Origin of the sequence: Streptococcus sp. NCTC 11567 (assembly GCF_902141215.1) — a bacterium.
Lineage (GTDB): Bacteria > Bacillota > Bacilli > Lactobacillales > Streptococcaceae > Streptococcus > Streptococcus dysgalactiae.
In genome coordinates, this window is record NZ_LR595857.1 from 1,393,892 (window position 1) to 1,413,643 (window position 19,752).

Annotated in this window: 16 protein-coding genes and 2 pseudogenes; 15 read left to right on the forward strand and 3 right to left on the reverse strand. The window is 39.5% G+C overall.

The window, feature by feature from the left end; genetic code table 11:
* Window positions 1-163: 163 nt before the first annotated feature.
* The 8 genes from FQT67_RS07010 to FQT67_RS07045 all read left to right on the forward strand — a co-directional run bounded on the left by FQT67_RS07010 (window position 164) and on the right by FQT67_RS07045 (window position 7,546).
* Window positions 164-601 (forward strand): PTS sugar transporter subunit IIA, encoded by a 438-nt coding sequence (locus FQT67_RS07010; RefSeq protein WP_003054777.1) that lies wholly within the window; start codon window positions 164-166, stop codon window positions 599-601.
* Entirely contained in the window at window positions 601-1,800 is a 1,200-nt protein-coding gene (locus tag FQT67_RS07015; protein WP_046177479.1) for a glycoside hydrolase family 88 protein, read from the forward strand. The genes FQT67_RS07010 and FQT67_RS07015 overlap by 1 nt, the downstream gene beginning before the upstream one ends.
* A gap of 35 nt (window positions 1,801-1,835) precedes the next feature.
* Window positions 1,836-2,324 (forward strand): PTS system mannose/fructose/N-acetylgalactosamine-transporter subunit IIB, encoded by a 489-nt coding sequence (locus tag FQT67_RS07020; protein ID WP_003050046.1) that lies wholly within the window; start codon window positions 1,836-1,838, stop codon window positions 2,322-2,324.
* 18 nt (window positions 2,325-2,342) lie between these two features.
* The gene (locus FQT67_RS07025) at window positions 2,343-3,125 is read left to right on the forward strand and encodes a PTS mannose/fructose/sorbose/N-acetylgalactosamine transporter subunit IIC (RefSeq protein ID WP_003054785.1); all 783 of its coding nucleotides are present in this window, start codon (window positions 2,343-2,345) and stop codon (window positions 3,123-3,125) included.
* Window positions 3,112-3,933, forward strand: coding sequence for a PTS system mannose/fructose/sorbose family transporter subunit IID (locus tag FQT67_RS07030; RefSeq protein WP_011889050.1), 822 nt, complete (start codon window positions 3,112-3,114; stop codon window positions 3,931-3,933). The genes FQT67_RS07025 and FQT67_RS07030 overlap by 14 nt, the downstream gene beginning before the upstream one ends.
* Window positions 3,934-4,019: 86 nt before the next feature.
* Window positions 4,020-5,927: a heparinase II/III family protein gene (locus FQT67_RS07035; protein WP_046177478.1), complete on the forward strand. Its 1,908-nt coding sequence runs from the start codon at window positions 4,020-4,022 to the stop codon at window positions 5,925-5,927.
* A 63-nt stretch (window positions 5,928-5,990) separates the two neighbouring features.
* A complete protein-coding gene (locus FQT67_RS07040) occupies window positions 5,991-6,986 on the forward strand; it encodes a LacI family DNA-binding transcriptional regulator (protein ID WP_003061548.1) in 996 nt (331 codons plus the stop codon).
* Window positions 6,987-7,129: 143 nt separating this feature from the next.
* Complete coding sequence (locus FQT67_RS07045) at window positions 7,130-7,546, forward strand: hypothetical protein (protein ID WP_046177477.1); 417 nt, start codon at window positions 7,130-7,132, stop codon at window positions 7,544-7,546.
* A 49-nt stretch (window positions 7,547-7,595) separates the two neighbouring features.
* Here the strand turns inward: FQT67_RS07045 and FQT67_RS07050 are convergent, their stop codons facing one another.
* On the reverse strand, window positions 7,596-10,277 hold the full coding sequence (locus FQT67_RS07050) for a cation-translocating P-type ATPase (RefSeq protein WP_046177476.1): 2,682 nt from the start codon (window positions 10,275-10,277) through the stop codon (window positions 7,596-7,598).
* Between the two features lie 328 nt (window positions 10,278-10,605).
* Window positions 10,606-11,013, reverse strand: coding sequence for a DUF1934 domain-containing protein (locus FQT67_RS07055; protein ID WP_003057950.1), 408 nt, complete (start codon window positions 11,011-11,013; stop codon window positions 10,606-10,608).
* Window positions 11,014-11,094: 81 nt separating this feature from the next.
* Between FQT67_RS07055 and FQT67_RS07060 the strand changes: the two genes are divergently transcribed.
* The 7 genes and pseudogenes from FQT67_RS07060 (at window position 11,095) to FQT67_RS07090 (ending at window position 19,101) form a co-directional block, all read left to right on the forward strand.
* On the forward strand, window positions 11,095-12,396 hold the full coding sequence (locus tag FQT67_RS07060) for an HD domain-containing protein (RefSeq protein ID WP_046177475.1): 1,302 nt from the start codon (window positions 11,095-11,097) through the stop codon (window positions 12,394-12,396).
* Between the two features lie 480 nt (window positions 12,397-12,876).
* Window positions 12,877-13,686 (forward strand): sugar-phosphatase, encoded by an 810-nt coding sequence (gene yidA / locus FQT67_RS07065; RefSeq protein ID WP_046177474.1) that lies wholly within the window; start codon window positions 12,877-12,879, stop codon window positions 13,684-13,686.
* Complete coding sequence (locus tag FQT67_RS07070) at window positions 13,686-14,903, forward strand: lipid II:glycine glycyltransferase FemX (protein ID WP_065358642.1); 1,218 nt, start codon at window positions 13,686-13,688, stop codon at window positions 14,901-14,903. The genes yidA and FQT67_RS07070 overlap by 1 nt, the downstream gene beginning before the upstream one ends.
* Complete coding sequence (locus FQT67_RS07075) at window positions 14,903-16,138, forward strand: aminoacyltransferase (RefSeq protein WP_046177473.1); 1,236 nt, start codon at window positions 14,903-14,905, stop codon at window positions 16,136-16,138. The genes FQT67_RS07070 and FQT67_RS07075 overlap by 1 nt, the downstream gene beginning before the upstream one ends.
* 138 nt (window positions 16,139-16,276) lie before the next feature.
* Window positions 16,277-16,417: pseudogene (locus FQT67_RS07080) on the forward strand (lactate dehydrogenase); the annotation flags it as partial.
* Between the two features lie 70 nt (window positions 16,418-16,487).
* Window positions 16,488-17,592, forward strand: a pseudogene (locus tag FQT67_RS07085) (IS3 family transposase).
* A gap of 160 nt (window positions 17,593-17,752) precedes the next feature.
* A protein-coding gene (locus FQT67_RS07090; RefSeq protein ID WP_143936392.1) for an IS3 family transposase occupies window positions 17,753-19,101 on the forward strand; the annotation gives its coding sequence in 2 pieces (ribosomal slippage) (window positions 17,753-18,194 and window positions 18,194-19,101; 1,350 coding nt in all).
* Here FQT67_RS07090 and FQT67_RS07095 read toward each other — a convergent pair.
* A complete protein-coding gene (locus FQT67_RS07095) occupies window positions 19,043-19,678 on the reverse strand; it encodes an ABC transporter ATP-binding protein (protein WP_232619997.1) in 636 nt (211 codons plus the stop codon). The genes FQT67_RS07090 and FQT67_RS07095 overlap by 59 nt on opposite strands.
* Window positions 19,679-19,752: the final 74 nt, after the last annotated feature.

Sequence of the window (19,752 nt, forward strand, 5' to 3'; positions counted from 1 at the left end):
TTTTCTACATTAAATAGTGACAAAAAAGACCATTTTTGATTCTTTTTTAGCACAACTGCTCACTTTTTCTTTTTCAAAAATCTTTTAAAAAAAGTATTGACAAAGAATTTTGAAAGCGCTACAATGTTTTTAAGTAAACCGGTAAACTAAAGGAGATCTATTTATGATTGCTATTATTGTTATGGGACATGGACACTTTGCAAGTGGGATTGTCTCATCCCTAGAGTTAATTGCAGGACAACAAGAGAAGGTAACTGCAATTGATTTTACTGCTGAGATGACCGCCGCTGATGTGCAGGACCAATTATCTCGTGCTTTAATCCCAGAAGAGGAAACCTTAGTTCTTTGTGACCTTCTAGGAGGTACCCCTTTTAAAGTCGCTGCAACCTTAATGGAATCTCTTTCAAACACGACGTGTAATGTTCTTTCTGGCCTTAACTTAGCCATGCTGATTGAAGCTAGTTTTGCAAGACAAACAGCAGCTTCTTTTGACGACTTAGTGTCAGGACTTATAACATGTTCTAAAGAAGGCATTGTTGACTGGAAGACTCTTTCTCAGCAAGAAGACGGTACGACAGACGATGAGTTAGGAGGCATTTAATGACACGATCTTTAAAAACCATTGCTCTTGAACCTATCAAGCAGCCTGAACGATTTACCAAAGAAGATTTCCTAAGCCAAGAAGACATTACTCAGGCCCTTGACTTAGCCCTCAAACAAGTTCGGCTTAACATGGACTACTTCAAAGAAGATTTTCCAACGCCAGCTACCAAAGATAACCAATACACCATTATGGACAACACGGAATGGACCAATGCCTTTTGGACTGGCTGCCTCTGGTTAGCTTACGAATACAGTGGAGATGATGCCATTAAAGCTCTGGCTCAAGCAAATGACCTTTCTTTCCTAGATCGAGTAACAAGAGACATTGAGCTAGATCACCATGATTTGGGCTTTCTTTACACCCCTTCTTGCATGGCTGAGTGGAAACTTTTAAAAACTTCTGAGGCTAGAGAAGCTGCTTTGAAAGCGGCCGACAAATTAGTCCAACGCTATCAAGACAAAGGCGGCTTTATTCAGGCCTGGGGGGAGCTGGGTAAAAAACAAGATTATCGTTTAATCATTGATTGTCTCCTAAACATCCAATTACTCTTTTTTGCTAGCCAAGAAACTGGAGACAACCGTTACCGTGACATGGCGATCAATCATTTCTACGCCTCAGCCAATCATGTCATCCGAGATGACGCCTCTGCTTACCACACCTTCTACTTTGATCCAGAAACAGGCGATCCTATTAAAGGGGTCACCCGACAAGGTTATAGCGATGATTCGGCTTGGGCCAGAGGGCAAGCTTGGGGCATTTATGGCATTCCTTTGACCTATCGTTTCCTAAAAGAACCTGAACTCATTCAACTCTTCAAGGGCATGACCCATTATTTCTTGAACCGTCTTCCTAAAGACCAGGTGTCCTACTGGGATTTAATTTTTGGAGATGGAAGTGGACAGTCTCGTGATAGTTCAGCAACCGCCATTGCCGTATGTGGTATCCACGAAATGTTAAAAACCTTACCAGACAGTGATCCTGATAAAAAAACATATGAAGCTGCCATGCACAGCATGCTAAGAGCCTTGATTAAGGATTATGCTAACAAAGATCTCAAGCCTGGTGCTCCTCTACTGCTTCACGGAGTCTATTCTTGGCACTCTGGAAAAGGGGTTGACGAGGGAAATATCTGGGGAGACTATTACTATCTTGAAGCTCTGCTTCGTTTCTACAAAGACTGGAACCCTTACTGGTAACAAACACCGATACCTACATTTAAAAAGGAGATTTTATGACACAACCAAACATTATCATGACGCGAGTTGATGAGCGCTTGATTCACGGACAGGGGCAATTATGGGTCAAATTCCTCAACTGCAACACTGTTATCGTCGCTAACGATGCCGTTTCTGAAGATAAGATTCAACAATCCCTCATGAAAACAGTTATCCCATCCAGTATTGCCATTCGTTTTTTCTCCATTCAAAAAGTGATTGACATCATTCATAAAGCAAGTCCTGCTCAAAGTATCTTCATCGTGGTCAAAGATTTGCAAGATGCCAAACGCCTAGTTGAAGGGGGTGTTCCCATCACAGAAATCAATATCGGTAATATTCATAAAACTGATGATAAGGTTGCGATTACCCAGTTTATTTCGCTGGGAGAAACAGACAAGTCTGCTATTCGTTGCCTAGCCCATGACCACCAAGTGGTTTTTAACACCAAAACAACTCCAGCTGGCAATAGCGCCTCTGACGTTGACATCTTAGATTATATTTAATGAATAAAGGAGATTGATATGGATATCAATTTGTTACAGGCACTTTTAATTGGTCTTTGGACAGCCTTTTGTTTCAGCGGAATGTTACTTGGCATCTACACCAACCGTTGTATTATTCTGTCTTTTGGTGTAGGGATTATCTTAGGTGACTTGCCAACTGCACTTAGCATGGGAGCTATCTCTGAATTAGCTTATATGGGATTTGGAGTGGGTGCTGGTGGTACCGTTCCTCCTAATCCTATCGGCCCTGGTATCTTTGGTACCTTGATGGCTATTACCAGTGCTGGTAAAGTCACCCCAGAAGCGGCACTAGCCTTATCAACACCAATCGCAGTTGCCATCCAATTCCTTCAAACATTCGCCTATACAGCTTTTGCTGGCGCTCCCGAAACCGCTAAAAAACAATTGCAAAAAGGCAATATTAGAGGCTTCAAATTCGCTGCCAACGGCACTATCTGGGCTTTCGCTTTTATGGGATTAGGCCTTGGTTTATTAGGTGCCTTGTCAATGGATACTCTCCTTCACTTGGTTGATTATATCCCACCTGTCTTGCTCAATGGATTGACTGTCGCTGGTAAAATGTTACCTGCTATCGGATTTGCCATGATCTTATCTGTTATGGCCAAGAAAGAATTGATTCCTTTTGTACTAATTGGTTATGTTTGTGCAGCCTACCTCCAAATTCCAACCATTGGTATCGCTATTATTGGTATCATTTTCGCCTTGAATGAATTTTACAACAAACCTAAACAAGTCGATGCAACAACTGTCCAAGGAGGCCAACAAGATGACTGGATCTAATAAATTAACCAAGAAAGATTACCTCAAAACAGCTCTGAGAGCTTTCTTCCTACAAAATGGGTTTAATTACAGTAATTACCAAGGTATCGGATATGCCAATGTCATCTATCCTGCCTTGAAAAAACATTTTGGCAGTGATAAAAAGGGCTTATATCAAGCTTTAGAAGATAACTGTGAGTTTTACAATACTAACCCTCACTTCCTTCCTTTCATCACCAGTCTGCACTTGGTCATGTTAGAAAATAATCGCCCTGAAGAAGAAACCCGAAACATCAAAATGGCACTTATGGGACCTTTAGCTGGTATCGGTGACTCCTTATCACAATTTTGCTTGGCGCCACTCTTTTCAACGATTGCAGCTTCCTTAGCTAGTGATGGTCTGGTTTTGGGACCAATCCTCTTCTTCCTAGCCATGAATATTATCCTAACCGCTATTAAAATCGGTTCTGGACTCTATGGCTACAAGGTCGGCACAAGCTTTATTGATAAATTAAGTGAACAAATGGCGGTTGTGTCGCGCATGGCAAATATTGTCGGCGTTACCGTTATCGCTGGACTAGCAGCTACTTCTGTTAAAATTACTGTTCCCATTACTTTTGCCGCTGGCAAGGTGGATGCAGCCAATGCAGCACAAAAATTTGTGACAATCCAAGGGATGCTTGATAAAATTGCTCCTGCCCTTCTCCCAGCTCTCTTTACCCTTCTAATGTACTACCTCATTAAAAACAAAAAATGGACAACCTACAAATTGGTTCTCCTCACTGTTCTTATCGGTATTATCGGTAGCTGGTTAGGTATTTTAGCTTAATGGTTCACAGAGACCTGTTATGAGCATAGGGAAATAGTTCCTAAGCACATGATGAGGTCTCTTTTCTTTTGGAAAGGAAACGTCCTATGTCTCTTGCTTTCGCACGCTTTAAAGAAACAGTCAATCCAGACTTTTGCAGGAATTACCTGCTAGACTATCAGGCTAACAGCTATGCTGATCAAAAAAGGATAGCTGACCTACTCTTAACCAATACCTTTTTATTTGAAGATAATTGGGATATGGAGCCCTGCCACATTCCTTACCACTTAGATCCCATTACTTGGCAAGAGGCTGTCACAGATGATCCTGAGTGGAATTTTATGTTAAATCGACAGACCTATCTCCAAAAATTAATCCTCGTCTACCTTGTTGAAAGAGATGAACGGTATCTCTTAACAGCTAAAGGTTTCATTCTCAATTGGATTGAATCAGCTATTCCTTTAGACCCTAAGGGGTTAGCTACTAGAACCTTAGATACTGGCATCCGTTGTTTTGCTTGGGTCAAATGTTTGATTTACCTTAATCTTTTTAACGCCTTAACCAAGCAAGAGGAAAGCCTCATCCTAGCTTCCCTGGAAAAACAACTTCACTTCCTCCATGCCAACTACCTTGATAAATACAGCCTCAGCAATTGGGGAATCTTGCAAACCACTGCGATTTTATTAGCTGATGCCTACTTTGGTTCCAACCTTGATATTGCTGCAGCAACAGCTTTCGCTAGAAAAGAATTGAGGCAACAAATCGCACTACAAATTCTCGAAGACGGCAGTCAATTTGAACAATCAACCATGTACCATGTGGAGGTGTTAAAATCCCTTTTGGAATTAACTGCTCTAGTCCCTGATTATCTTCCACAGCTTAGACCTACTTTGCTTGCCATGAGTGATTATCTCCTCAAAATGACTGGTCCTGACCACAAACAGATCCCCTTGGGAGATAGTGATTTTACCGATACCAGAGACATTCTAACACTAGCAGCCACTATCCTTGAAGAACCACACTTAAAAGCTGCTGCTTTCCCCACACTTGATATCGATAGTCTTCTCCTTCTAGGAGAAAAAGGTGTCCACACTTTTGAACAGTTACCCATCCAAACCTTACCAACTTTTGCGCATCACTTTGAACACTCCGGGCACATTACCATCAATCAAGAAAATTATTATCTTTTTTTCAAAAATGGGCCCATCGGTAGTTCCCATACCCATAGCGACCAAAATAGTCTCTGTCTCTATTATAAAGGACAACCACTTTTCTGTGATGCTGGGCGATACACTTACAAAGAAGAACCATTACGCTATGCCTTAAAAAGCGCTAGCCATCATTCTACCGCCTTCTTAGAAGAACAATTACCTGAGCAGATTGATAGCTCCTGGGCTTACCTTTCTTACCCCAAATCCAATTATTGTCACCTTCGACAAAATGGACACATTTACTTTATTGATGGTAGCTACCAGACGCAATTCTCTGATAGGAACAACTACCAACATGACCGACAAATTCTCATCTTACCACCAGGAATTTTTCTTATCATTGATACGATACAGGCTCAAGGCAACCACTGTCTTGTCAGTCAATTTATTCTTGATAATCACTTAGAAGTAAAGACAGATCACCTTAGTGACCTCAGACTAATCAGTGACTGCCCTTTCACTATCGAAGAAACGATTTTGTCAAAAAAATACAACCAATACCTGACTAGTCACAAACTCATCAAACGAAAACTCTTTAAAGATAAGGGTTACACCAGTACCCTGTTAGTCCCTGACGATACCAAAGTTACTCCCTTAACACCACTTCAAACAGGCAAACGCAACCCAATTGAGACCGCTCTTGCTTGGCATTTAAAAGGAAAGCAGTTTGACTACAGTATCTGTGTTCTCCAAGAGGATTTAATTAAAGGAGAAAAACTAGTTCTCCTAAATGGTCACAAAATCAGAGGAAAGGTGGTTGTTATCAACCATATCACGAATGAGATTATTCGATTGAAACACTAAATCTTTTACGAGTCCTTATGTTATAATATGACTAACCATTACTAAATTAAAGGAGTGTATGCAATGCAGCGCAAAGTAACCATCAAAGATATTGCTGAATTGGCTAAAACTTCCAAAACGACAGTTTCCTTTTACTTGAACGGTAAATTTGACAAGATGTCAGAAGAAACTAAAAATCGCATTAAAAGCACGATTGAAGCTACCAACTATAAACCAAGCATTGCTGCCAGAAGTCTAAACGCCAAATCTACCAAACTCATTGGCGTGGTTATTGGTGATATTACCAATAGTTTTTCCAATCAAATTGTTAAGGGAATTGAAAGCAAAGCCCAGGAATTTGGTTACCAAATTATCATCGGAAACAGCAACTACGACCCTTCTCGCGAAGATGAACTCATTGAAAAGATGCTGAACCTCGGAGTGGATGGCTTTATCATTCAACCTACTTCTAATTTCAGGAAATATTCTCGCATTATCGATATTAAGAAGAAAAAAGTGGTCTTTTTTGATAGCCAGCTTTACGAACATCGCACAAACTGGGTCAAAACAAATAATTATGATGCGGTTTACGATACTATTCAACAATGTATCAACAAGGGTTACCAACATTTCATCATGATTACTGGTAATCCTAATCTCTTGAGCACACGTATTGAGCGAGCTTCAGGCTTTATTGATGTCTTAGAAGCTAACCATCTAACGTATCAACAAATGATTATCGATGAAAATCAAACCTCTTCTGAAGCAATCGCTCAATTTTTACAGACTTCTTTAAAGAATCAAAGTTTGATTTTTGTCCCTAACTGCTGGGCTCTGCCCAAGGTTTTTACAGCTATGAAAGCCCTAAATATCAATCTACCAGAAACTGGTTTAGTAGGGTTTGATAACACCGAGTGGACCAAATTCTCCTCTCCAAGCTTAACCACTATCATTCAACCAGCTTATGAAGAAGGAGAGCAAGCAACCAAGATCTTAATTGATGATATTGAGGGTCATAGTAAAGAAGCGAAACAGCAGATTTTCGACTGTCAAGTTAACTGGCAAGAATCAACCTTCTAATACCCCTTTGCCACTCATTAAGCAAACTTACTGAAAAGCAACAAATAAATTGAGATTATCTGTTGTCGCTCTTCTTAAACATGATAAAAAAAGTAACTGCCATTAAAGTATCCAGTAGAAATGACATTCAGAAGAGGTTTATCATGACAATCACCATTATTTCTAACTTATTCTTTCTCAACTCACTAGAAGATAAAGTGATTTTTATCAATAAAGATTATCTGACTACTGTTCCTAATCATAGTTCCATAACCCTCTCACTTCCCAAGAAAACTAATGGCTCAGAAACTTATTCTTTATCCTGCAATCGGCTAGGTCTCCCCGCTATTAAAGTGGAAGACGGAGACACCATTCTTATTGTCAATAATCCTTACTTTAGGATTGCCATTATCGTGGTTTTACTCTGCTTTCTAAGTGTCATTTATTTGAGCTTTTCATCTATCCAAATCCCCTCCTTTTATCAGCAATATCCTCTATTACTTAATTTCCTCTTGATATTAATCACAAATGTCATTCCCCGTTACCGTCTGATCAAAGATGCCCCCAACCTACACACTTAGATATTAAAAAAGGTTTGAGACCTATCGTCTCAAACCTTTTTAGCACCTATTAGATAGCTTTTTCATCTTGACCAAGTGATCGTTGAACAGCTTTGACAAGCTCAACAAGAACCACCATCAAGAGACTTCCGATAATAACCACTAACCATTGTGTGATCGTCAAGTGTGTCACATGGAAGAATTGATTAAATCCAGGAACAACAACTGTTGCCATCAATGCTACAAAGGCCACTGGAATAGAATAGTTGAACAATTTGTTTTTGAACAACCCAACAGTAAAGATGGATTGGTAAACAGATTTCACGTTGTAGGCATGTACCAACTGAATCAAACCGAGGGTCACATAGGCCATGGTCAAAGCATCTGCATGGACATCATGGTAGCTTGTGTGTTCTGGGAACATCAAGGCAAAACCATAAACCCCAAGAACCAGCATGGTTTGGAAGGCACCTTGGTAAAGAATGGCTTCCTTCACCCCACCATCAAAGAAGCTTGACTTACGTCCACGAGGTTTATGCTTCATCACACCAGGCTCAGCAGGTTCAACACCAAGAGCAATAGCTGGTAGCGTATCTGTTACCAAGTTAATCCAAAGCAAATGAACTGGTTGAAGGACATCCCAACCAAACAAGGTTGCAAGGAAGATGGTAGAGACTTCAGCCATGTTTGCAGAAAGCAAGTATTGAATTGTTTTTTGAATGTTTGAGAAGACCTTACGTCCTTCTTCAACAGCTACAATAATGGTTGCAAAGTTATCATCGGCAAGAACCATGTCAGAAGCCCCTTTAGAAACCTCTGTACCCGTAATTCCCATTCCAATACCAATATCTGCCGTTTTAAGAGATGGTGCATCGTTAACCCCATCACCAGTCATGGCAACAACTTTACCTTCATTTTGCCAAGCCTTAACGATACGAACTTTATGCTCAGGAGATACACGGGCATACACGGAGTATTGTTTAAAGACTTTTTGGAACTCTTCATCTGATAACTCGTTGAGTTCAGCACCTGTAAAGACATGATCAACGCCGTCTTCTTCGATAATACCAAGACGTTTGGCAATGGCTTCTGCCGTATCTTGATGGTCACCAGTAATCATGATTGGGCGAATACCAGCTTCCTTAGCTACTTTAACAGCCTGTGCTGCTTCAGGACGCTCAGGGTCAATCATTCCTACTAAACCAGAGAAGACAAGATTAGCCTCAACAACTTCTGTTTCTAGTGTTGGAAGAGCATCAGAATATTTGTAAGCCATCATCAAGACACGAAGGGCTTGTTTAGCAAGACTCTTATTGGTGTCAAGAATAGATTGTTTATCAGCGTCAGTAATAGGACGAATTTGCCCATTTTCTTCAATCTGTGTGACACGCTTCAACAATTGGTCTGGCGCACCTTTAACAGCGATGAAATATTTGCCATCAGCTTGTTTATGAATGGTTGACATCAACTTACGGTCAGAATCAAATGGTAATTCTGCCACGCGCGGTTCTGCCACCATAGCCTCACGTACGTCAAAATTGTGGTCTAACCCAAACTGCACCAAAGCTGTTTCTGTTGGGTCACCAATTAACTTCCCTGAAGGATCAACTTTAGTATCATTAGCAAAGTTCATCACACGGAGGGTATTATTGTCAAAGGCAATATCAGCTGATGAACTTTGAAGTGCCCCGTTGGTATAAACTTTTTCAACGGTCATTTGATTCATTGTCAAGGTACCCGTTTTATCAGAAGCAATGATTTCAGTTGATCCTAGCGTTTCAACAGCTGGTAATTTACGGATAATGGCGTTACGTTTAGCAAGTACTTGAGTTCCAAGAGAAAGCACAACAGTAACAATCGCAGGAAGTCCCTCTGGAATAGCTGCAACAGCAAGTGCAACGGAAGTCATCAAGCCTTCAAGCGGGTGTTGCCCACGCAAGAATACTCCAACAGCAAAAGTCACCGCTGCAATCACAAGGATCGCATAAGTCAAAATCTTAGAAAGGTTGTCAAGGTTTTGCTTCAATGGTGTATCTGTTTCATCAGCATTAGCAAGCATGCCAGCAATATGCCCAACCTCTGTGTACATTCCAGTGTTGGTAACAACTCCCATTCCGCGACCGTATGTCACGTTTGAGTTTTGATACCCCATATTAACACGGTCACCAATACCAGCATCTTCTGAAACAGCAGTTGATAAATCTTTCTCAACCGGTACAGATTCTCCAGTAAGAGCTGCTTCCTCGATTTTTAAAGAATTAACTTCCAACAAGCGCATATCAGCAGGGACAACATCTCCTGCTTCTAGCAAGACAATATCTCCAGGAACCAATTCTTTAGAATCCACTTCGATCACGTGGCCATCACGGCGAATACGAGCCAGTGGACTTGACATTGATTTCAAGGCTTCAATAGCAGCTTCGGCTTGTCCCTCTTGGTAAACACCAAAAGCGGCATTTAGGATAACAACGGCCAAGATAATGATGGCATCTGTCAAGCCTTCCATCCCCTCTGTAAGAACTGAAAGAAGGGCAGCTACAATCAAGATAATAATCATCAAATCTTTGAATTGATCAAGGAATTTCATGAATAAACTTCGTTTTTCGCCTTCATCAAGCTCATTACGTCCATACTCTGCTAAGCGTTCTTTTGCTTGGGCAGACGTAAGGCCTTCGCGACTGGTCTCTAATTGAGCCAGTACGGTCTCTTCACTTTGCGTATAAAACGCTTCATGTCTTTGTTCTTTAGACAAATTAGTACCCCCTTGGTCTTTTTATCCCATGTTCAAATAAAAAGACCTGTTTATTTTCTTAAACAAGTCTCGCTGTTTCAGATTGTACCGGAAATCGAAATTCCGTATTGACGATACAATCACGGCTAACCGTCTGCTACTCCCTTGATATAATAATTATTATAGTAAAAATATCAACGAAAAACAAGAAAAAAACACTAAAAAATAGAGAAAAAACCAAAAATCATCAGATGATTTTTGGTTTTATTTGTTGTTTTTTTATTATATTTTAACTTTTTTGGTGTTATTTAGGGATTCTTATAACTTTTTTATCTGATGATTTTTTTGATTACTCGTCATCAGCCTCAGGAAAGGTCCAACTTAACTCCAGTTGATAACTGGCAAAAGATGCTTCTGTATGAGCTTGTAATAAGTCATAATGAAGAGCCAACTGTTGACTCGCATGATCCAATTGGTAATGTCTGGTATCTGTCAAAAACTGTTGAATCCCCATCGGAGTAGGTAAGGCAATCAAGACCTTTTTACCTGCAAAAAATTTCATGATGGACTGAGGGGTCGAAAAACGGCTCATGGTTAATTCGTTCTCATTGTACTTGATAACAACTTTCTCTTTCTCATCGTTTTGATAAATCAGGTATTGGTAATCACCTTTTTGTCGCCATTCAGCATCGTGAACTTCATGGATGATTTCTGTGTCATCCCCAAATCGAATATGATTCCTTATCTGTAATTTCATGACTTCTCTTTCTGTTCTAGTCTCGTCTGTCTATTCTATCAGTTTCTTCTTATTTTTTCAATTTTTGGTATAATATAAACCATGAATGAAAAAGTATTTCGTGACCCCGTTCACAACTATATCCATATTAATCATCAGCTTATTTATGATCTTGTTAATACCAAAGAATTTCAACGGTTACGACGCATCAAACAGGTCCCTACAACTGCGTTTACCTTTCATGGAGCAGAACACAGCCGCTTTTCCCATTGTCTAGGGGTGTATGAAATTGCCCGGCGTGTCACCGAAATCTTCGAGGAAAAATACCCTGATAATTGGGACAAAGATGAAAGTCTTGTTACCATGACGGCTGCCCTCCTACATGACATTGGTCATGGTGCTTATTCCCACACCTTTGAGACCCTCTTTCATACAGACCATGAGGCCTTTACTCAAGAGATTATCACTAATCCTGAAACGGAAATTAATGCTATTTTAGTGCGTCATTCTCCTGATTTTCCGGATAAGGTTGCTAGTGTCATCAACCATACCTATCCTAATAAACAAGTCGTTCAGCTCATTTCTAGCCAAATTGACTGTGATCGTATGGATTATCTACTGAGAGACTCTTACTTCTCTGCTGCCAATTATGGGCAGTTTGATTTGATGCGAATTCTACGAGTCATTCGTCCTGTTGACGAAGGAATCGTCTTTGACCGCAATGGCATGCATGCTGTGGAAGACTATATCGTGAGCCGATTTCAAATGTACATGCAGGTTTATTTTCATCCTGCTAGCCGTGCCGTGGAACTGATCTTACAAAACCTTCTTAAACGGGCTAAAACCTTATATCCTGAGCAGAAAGCCTATTTCCAAAAAACAGCGCCTGGTCTTATTCCTTTCTTTGAGAAAAATGCCAAACTAACCGATTACCTTTCTTTAGATGATGGGGTAATGAACACTTACTTCCATGTTTGGATGGCAAGCGAAGACCATATTTTATCAGATTTAGCTGGTCGCTTCATCAACCGAAAAATTCTCAAATCGGTCACCTTTGATCAAGAGTCACAAGAAGACTTAGAGCGCTTACGACAGCTGGTGGAGGCTGTAGGATTTGACCCTGATTATTACACTGGTATCCATGTTAACTTTGACCTACCTTATGATATTTATCGACCAGAACTAGCAAATCCAAGAACTCAAATCGAAATGGTGCAACAAGATGGCAGCCGTGCTGAATTGTCCCAATTATCACCTATTGTCAAAGCTCTAACAGGTACTACTTACGGAGATCGCCGCTTTTATTTTCCAAAGGAAATGTTGGAGCTAGATGATCTGTTTGCTTCTAGTAAGGAAGCCTTTATTAGTTACATTTCCAATGGACACTTTCACTTCAGCAATTAAAGTCCTTCTAGATTGAAGAAAAAGTCTGCTTTCTTCAAAGTTCATATTTTTATGATACTTGACTTAGCTAGCACGAACAATAACAACTCCCTACGGGATTTCATACCTAGATGTTGAGCCTAGATCTCAAAAGCTCCGAACGCCAGAAGCGTCATGTTTCTGGCGTTTTTGCTATGGTGTAACGTATCGAGTTTTGGATTGCTTCACTCGCCTATGATTCATACAATGCAAACACTGATACTATTTTTTGATAACATTGTGCACAAATTCTCTTAGAGCTACTTTATCCAGAGATTAAAGTAGAAGACCTTCTTCAATCTTTTTTTGATGGTAATGACAAACATCAGCCTAGATTAAAACGTTTTCTCTTACTTTTCATTCCATTCCTTCTTCTATTTCATGACAAAAACACCTATTTTTAGTATGATAGAGTTTAGAGCATTTTTATAATGACAGTTAAGTATAAATAAGGAGAATGCGATGTCTATCAAATTGGTTGCTGTCGATATTGACGGCACATTAATCACCGATGACCGCCGTATCACCGATGACGTTTTTCAAGCTATCCAAGAGGCTAAGGCTCAAGGTGTCCATGTGGTAATTGCTACTGGCAGACCTATTGCCGGAGTAGTTTCATTACTCGAACAGTTGGAACTTAATCATCAAGGAAACCACGTCATTACCTTTAATGGTGGATTGGTGCAAGATGCTGAGACTGGCGAAGAAGTTGTTAAAGAATTGATGACTTATGAAGACTATTTAGAGATTGAATACTTAAGCCGAAAACTAGGCATACACATGCATGCGATTACCAAAGAAGGTATCTTTACCGCTAATCGTAACATTGGCAAATACACCGTGCATGAGTCAACATTAGTAAACATGCCGATTTTCTACCGAACTCCAGAGGAAATGACAGGTAAAGAAATCATCAAGATTATGATGGTCGATGACCCCGAATTGCTGGATGAAGCAATCAAGCTTATCCCACAAAACTTCTTTGATCACTACACGATTGTTAAATCAACACCGTTCTACTTAGAGTTTATGCCCAAAACCGTCAGCAAAGGTAATGCCATTAGACATTTAGCTGAGAAGCTTGGACTAGACATGTCACAAACCATGGCCATTGGTGATGCTGAGAATGACCGTACCATGTTAGAAGTTGTTGCCAACCCTGTTGTGATGGAAAATGGGGTTCCTGAATTGAAAAAAATCGCCAAGTATATCACTAAATCAAACAATGACAGTGGTGTGGCACATGCTATTCGCGAGTGGGTGTTAAACTAATGTATACGTATAAAATTGGAATATCTCCTGAAGAACACGATCAGTTTGTCTTGTCTCAACCTCAAGCAAACCTACTACAAAGTTCGGACTGGGGACACATCAAAGATAATTGGAAACATGAACGGATTGGCTTTTACGAAGATGGTATTCAAGTAGCTGCTGCTGCTTGCTTGATCAGGCCTCTTCCTCTTGGGTTTAGCATGATTTATATCCCTCGTGGACCAATCATGAATTACTCGAATTTTGAACTCCTTGATTTTGTGATTAAAACCCTCAAAATTTTTGGAAAAAGCAAGCGCGCTCTCTTTGTTAAAATGGATCCAAGTTTACAAATCAAACAATCATTTTTAGGGATAGACAGCGAAGAAAATGACTTCACCCTCTCAATCATCGCTTTTTTAAAACAACTTGGGCTGGAATGGTCTGGCAGAACAAAAGAGCTTGATGAAACGATTCAGCCAAGAGTGCAGGCTAATATCTACGCCAAGGACTTTGAGTTTGAGAACCTGTCTAAAAAAGCAAAACAATCCATTCGCACTGCGACCAACAAAGGGGTTGAGATTATTGTCGGAGGAGCTGAATTGCTAGATGATTTTTCTAGCCTCATGGCTAAGACAGAAGAGCGAAAAGGGATTATCTTACGGGGGCAGTCCTATTATCATAAGTTACTGACCACTTATGCCGATCATTCTTACATTACTATGGCCTTCCTAGATTTACCCAAACAGAAGAATCTTCTTTCTCAACAATTAGACAAAGCAAGCGCAGAACAAGCCAAATTTAATGAAAAAAGTAAGCCTAGCAAAGTCACTGAGAATCAAAAGACTATTGAGCGACTTGAGAAAGAGCTAACAGTCTTAAATACACAACTTTTACAAGGACAAAAGCGAATTCCTTTAGCTGCGACCTTAACTTTAATTTATGGGGATACCTCAGAAAACCTTTATGCTGGAATGGATGATGATTATCGCAACTATCAAGCCCCTCTCCTTACTTGGTATCATACTGCTAAGGAAGCCTTTCAGCGAGGTTGCCGATGGCATAATCTGGGGGGCGTGGAAAACCAGTTAGATGGCGGTCTCTACCATTTCAAAGCTAGATTAAACCCAACCATCGAAGAATTCGCCGGTGAATTTAATATTCCTGTGAACATCATCTCCAAATTAGCTACCGCCGCTTATAACCTACGAAAAAAAATAAGGAGCACCCACCACTGATGGCACTAATCGAAATATCCCAAGAAAGATTTGCCCATTACTGCCAAAGCCTAGACCACCATTCCTTTATTCAGACACCAGAAATGGCTCAGCTATTAACAAAAAGAGGGGCAGAGCCCCATTTTCTAGGCCTTGAAAAAGATGGCGAACTGAAAGTTGCAGCCATAGTCTTTCGTCAAAAAGTCTTAGGAGGTTGGCGTCTTGAACTGAATGCTGGTCCCAATACCAATTCCCCAGAATACTTGAAAGAATTTTACAGCCAACTCAAAGCTTATGCTAAAAAACATCATGTCATTGAATGCATTGTAAAACCTTATGATGATTATCAGCAATTTGATAGCAATGGCAATCCTTTATCCGAAACCAATGAAGAATTGATTGCGCTTCTAACGTCCTTAGGTTTTCAACATGATGGTTTTAAAATTGGTTATCCAGAAGGAGAGCCCGTTTGGCATTATGTTAAAAACTTAGAAGGAATCACTCCTTCTCAACTATCTCAATCTTTCAGCAAAAAAGGGAAAGCATTACTCAAAAAAGCAAACACTTTTGGCATTACGTTACGTTCTCTCAACCGAGATGAGCTCCACCATTTCAAAGAGATTACCGCTGCCACGTCAGATCGTCGAGATTATTCTGATAAGTCCTTATCCTATTACCAAGATTTTTATGATAGTTTTGGAGACTATTGTGAATTCGTGGTAGCAACTCTTAATTTCAATGACTATTTGACTAACCTCAAGCAAAAACAAAATCAACTTGGGGTAAGAATTGAAAAACTTGACAATGAGCTTATGACTCATCCCCATTCTGAAAAAAAACAAAATCAACTTCGTGAACTATCAAGTCAATTTGAGACCTTTGACGTCAGAATTTCTGAAGCTCTTGATTTTCTTAAAGAGTATGGTGCCAAAGAAATAATTCTCGCAGGTAGTCTCTTTTTGTACACTCCCCAAGAGGCAGTTTATCTCTTTTCAGGCTCCTACCCAGAATTTAATCGATTTTATGCCCCTGCTCTACTTCAAGAACATGCTATGTTAACCGCTATAGCAAGAGGGATTAAAACTTATAATTTTCTCGGTATTACTGGTGAATTTGATGGCTCAGATGGTGTGTTAAGGTTCAAACAAAACTTTAATGGTTATATTTTGCAAAAACCAGGAACTTTCCGATACTATCCACGCCCTATGCTGTTTCAATCGATTCAATTCCTTAAAAAGTTATTGAAACGCTATTAATAGTCCCAATATTATCCAAGTTTTAGGGTTTCAAACGGATCCTAAAACTTTTTCGTTTCATTTATTACTATGTAGTATTATTTTAGTTATATCATCACTAACAGTTACCTGTTAATAATAGAAATGAGGACTAGGATTATGACAATGATTAACGGTTATCAACAATCAGATCGTGAAGAACGTTTAGAAATTCTAAACCTTCCGAGTTTACAGCAACGTGCCCAACAAATTATCCCTAAGGGAGGCTTTGGATACATTACTGAAGGTTCTGAAGATGAATTGAATAGGTTACACTAAACTAGACAGTCTTATAAAGTGTTCTACACTTAAGAAAAACGGGAGAAAAACCATGTCTAGAAAAGTACGTCGCCACTTCACCGATGATTTTAAGCAACAAATTGTTGACCTTTACAATGCTGGTAGAAAGCGTAGCAGTCTCATCAAGGAATATGAGCTAACCCCTTCCACCTTCGATAAGTGGGTTAGACAAGCCAAAACAACAGGTTCATTCAAGTCTGTTGATAATTTGACAGATGAACAGCGGGAGCTGATTGAACTCAGGAAACACAATAAAGAACTCGAAATGCAATTAGATATCCTAAAGCAAGCAGCGGTGATTATGGCACAAAAAGGGAAATAATCACTGCTAATAAGGATAACTATAGCATTTCAGCCATGTGTCGTTGGTTGAGCATTCCTCGTTCTAGCTATTATTACAAAGCTGTAGAACCAGTATCTGAAGCGGAACTTGAAGAAAATATCAAAGCTATTTTTCTCGAGAGCGAGTCCAGATACGGATTCAGAAAAATCAAAATATGCTTGAATAACGAAGGTATCACACGTTCACGTCGTCGGATTCGACGCATTATGAAGCGACTCAATTTGGTTTCTGTTTATCAGAAAGCCACCTTCAAACCACATTCCAGAGGCAAGAATGAAGCCCCTATTCCCAACCACTTAGACAGGCAATTTAAGCAAGAAAGACCACTACATGCCTTAGTCACTGACTTAACCTATGTTCGTGTAGGCAATCGTTGGGCTTATGTTTGCCTCATCATTGACTATACAACCGTGAAATCATCGGCCTGTCTCTTGGTTGGCACAAGACCGCTGAACTCGTTAAGCAAGCCATACAAAGCATCCCTTACGCCCTGACCAAAGTCAAGATGTTCCATTCAGATCGTGGCAAAGAGTTTGATAATCAGTTAATTGATGAAATATTGGAAGCCTTTGGAATCACACGTTCGCTTAGTCAGGCTGGTTGTCCTTATGACAATGCCGTAGCTGAAAGTACGTATCGTGCTTTCAAAATTGAATTTGTTTATCAAGAAACCTTTCAATCGCTGGAAGAACTAGCTCTTAAGACTAAAGACTATGTTCATTGGTGGAATTACCACCGCATTCATGGTAGTCTCAACTACCAAACACCAATGACTAAAAGATTAATTGCCTAGAAAAACACTTTATAAATGTTGTACAGAAAAGTGTTGCCTTTTCAAGTTCTAAAAGAATAATCTCATTTGACTTATCTTTAAAATTTACAATAAAAAGAAGAGGGCATTGAACTGCACCCCAAAAGTTAGACAACAAATCTAACTTTTGGGGTGTTTTTCTATGAAATTAAGTTATGAAGATAAAATTGAAATCTATCGCTTACGGCAATCTGGTTGGACATGGCCTAAAATCAGTCAAACATTTAATATGAGTAAGTATAACCTTCAATACATGGTCCGCCTTATTGATATACACGGATTGGAAAGTGTTTGTAAAAGGAAAAATAGGTATTATTCTCCTGAACTAAAGCAGGAAATCATAAACGAAGTTCTGATGAAAGGTAGGTCTCAGCTAGAGGTTTCTCTAGATTATGGATTACCAAATAAGGGAATGCTTCCTAATTGGATAGCGCAATACAAGAAAAACGGGTATACTATTCTTGAGAAATCAAGAGGGAGACCTGTAAAGATGGGACGCAAACCAAAGAAAAAACTTGAAGAAATGACTGAATTAGAGCGTCTTCAATATGAAAATGAGTACCTTAGAGCGGAGAATGCCGTACTAAAAAAGTTGAGAGAACTCCGCTTGAGGGACGAAGCAAGGCTCAAAGAGCAACAGAAATCATTCAAGGACTAATCAATGTATTTGATTTAAGAATCCTACTTAATATTTTGAAGCTGTCTCGATCAACCTACTATTATCAGGTTAAACGTCTAACTCAGGGAGATAAAAACAAAGAATTAAAAGAAGCTATTCAAGATATTTATTCTGAGAACAAAGGGAGATATGGTTACCGTAGAATTCACCTCGAACTTAAAAATCGAGGCTATAAAGTTAACCATAAGAAAGTTCAACGTCTGATGACAGAACTTGGGTTGAAAGCTAGAATCCGTGCGAAACGTCGCTATAACTCTTATAAAGGTGAGGTGGGCAAGAAAGCTGATAATCTCATTAAGCGTCAATTTAAAGCTGCCCAACCACTTAAGAAGTGTTGTACCGATGTCACAGAGTTTTCAATTCCTGCTAGTGATCAAAAATTGTATCTATCACCAGTTCTTGATGGCTTTAACAGTGAGATTATTGCATATCATTTATCTACCTCGCCAAACTTACAACAACTTAAAACGATGCTTTCCGAGGCTTTTCCTGAACAAACTTATCAGGGCACTATTTTACATAGTGACCAAGGATGGCAATATCAACACACTTACTACCATCATTTTCTTGAGGAGCATGGAATGAGACCGTCCATGTCGCGTAAAGGAAATAGCTTAGATAACGGCATGATGGAATCTTTTTTTGGAACATTGAAGACAGAAATGTTTTATGGGTTTGAGAAGGAATTTACTTCCCTCGAAACATTAAAAACAGCTATTTCAGAATATATCAACTACTACAACACTAAACGAATCAAACTGACATTAAAAGGACTAAGTCCTGTGCAATACAGAACTCAATCCTTAACTTAAAATATAATGTCCAACTTTTGGGGGTCACTTCAATAGTGACTTCTTGTTTTTTAAGGTCGTTAATAATTGCCCAAAAACGTTTCCGAGTAGAGGTATCCATACCACTAGTTGGTTCATCTAAGAACAAGAGCTCTGGTTGCCTAATCAAAATCAAGACAAAGGACAAGAGTCGTTTCTGACCACCTGATAATTTTTCTGCTAATTGATGGTATTGCTGTTCGGAAAACCCCAATAGTTTTTGAATAGCTCCCATATCTAAAGGATTATCCACAATCTCTTGTTGAAAACGAATTAAGTCCAAAACTGTCATTTTTCCTTCAACCCTATTTTCTTGAAATAAAACAGCTCGTCGATGATTTAATGTTGGAGATTTAGGTGCTTGTTCAAAAATGCTGATAGCCTGCTCTGCTGTATTATAATCCCCCAATAAACAGTTAAATAAAGTTGTTTTTCCAGCGCCATTTGGCCCAATCACGGCGACACAGTCGCCCTTTTGAATTTGAAAAGTAATATCACTTAATATGGTTCTCTTTTTTGTGATCTTGGTTAGTTGCTTAACATTGATAATATTTTCCACCAATATGCTCCTTTTCTACTTATCTATCTGTTATTCAGTTTAAACTAATAGAGCATCAGATACCAGTCGGTTCT

Excerpts from the sequence above, each read along its gene's own strand:
- FQT67_RS07010 (WP_003054777.1), top strand. The coding sequence starts at position 164 with ATGATTGCTATTATTGTTATGGGACATGGACACTTTGCAAGTGGGATT.
- FQT67_RS07015 (WP_046177479.1), top strand. The coding sequence starts at position 601 with ATGACACGATCTTTAAAAACCATTGCTCTTGAACCTATCAAGCAGCCT.
- FQT67_RS07020 (WP_003050046.1), top strand. The coding sequence starts at position 1,836 with ATGACACAACCAAACATTATCATGACGCGAGTTGATGAGCGCTTGATT.
- FQT67_RS07025 (WP_003054785.1), top strand. The coding sequence starts at position 2,343 with ATGGATATCAATTTGTTACAGGCACTTTTAATTGGTCTTTGGACAGCC.
- FQT67_RS07030 (WP_011889050.1), top strand. The coding sequence starts at position 3,112 with ATGACTGGATCTAATAAATTAACCAAGAAAGATTACCTCAAAACAGCT.
- FQT67_RS07035 (WP_046177478.1), top strand. The coding sequence starts at position 4,020 with ATGTCTCTTGCTTTCGCACGCTTTAAAGAAACAGTCAATCCAGACTTT.
- FQT67_RS07040 (WP_003061548.1), top strand. The coding sequence starts at position 5,991 with ATGCAGCGCAAAGTAACCATCAAAGATATTGCTGAATTGGCTAAAACT.
- FQT67_RS07045 (WP_046177477.1), top strand. The coding sequence starts at position 7,130 with ATGACAATCACCATTATTTCTAACTTATTCTTTCTCAACTCACTAGAA.
- FQT67_RS07055 (WP_003057950.1), bottom strand. The coding sequence starts at position 11,013 with ATGAAATTACAGATAAGGAATCATATTCGATTTGGGGATGACACAGAA.
- FQT67_RS07060 (WP_046177475.1), top strand. The coding sequence starts at position 11,095 with ATGAATGAAAAAGTATTTCGTGACCCCGTTCACAACTATATCCATATT.
- yidA (WP_046177474.1), top strand. The coding sequence starts at position 12,877 with ATGTCTATCAAATTGGTTGCTGTCGATATTGACGGCACATTAATCACC.
- FQT67_RS07070 (WP_065358642.1), top strand. The coding sequence starts at position 13,686 with ATGTATACGTATAAAATTGGAATATCTCCTGAAGAACACGATCAGTTT.
- FQT67_RS07075 (WP_046177473.1), top strand. The coding sequence starts at position 14,903 with ATGGCACTAATCGAAATATCCCAAGAAAGATTTGCCCATTACTGCCAA.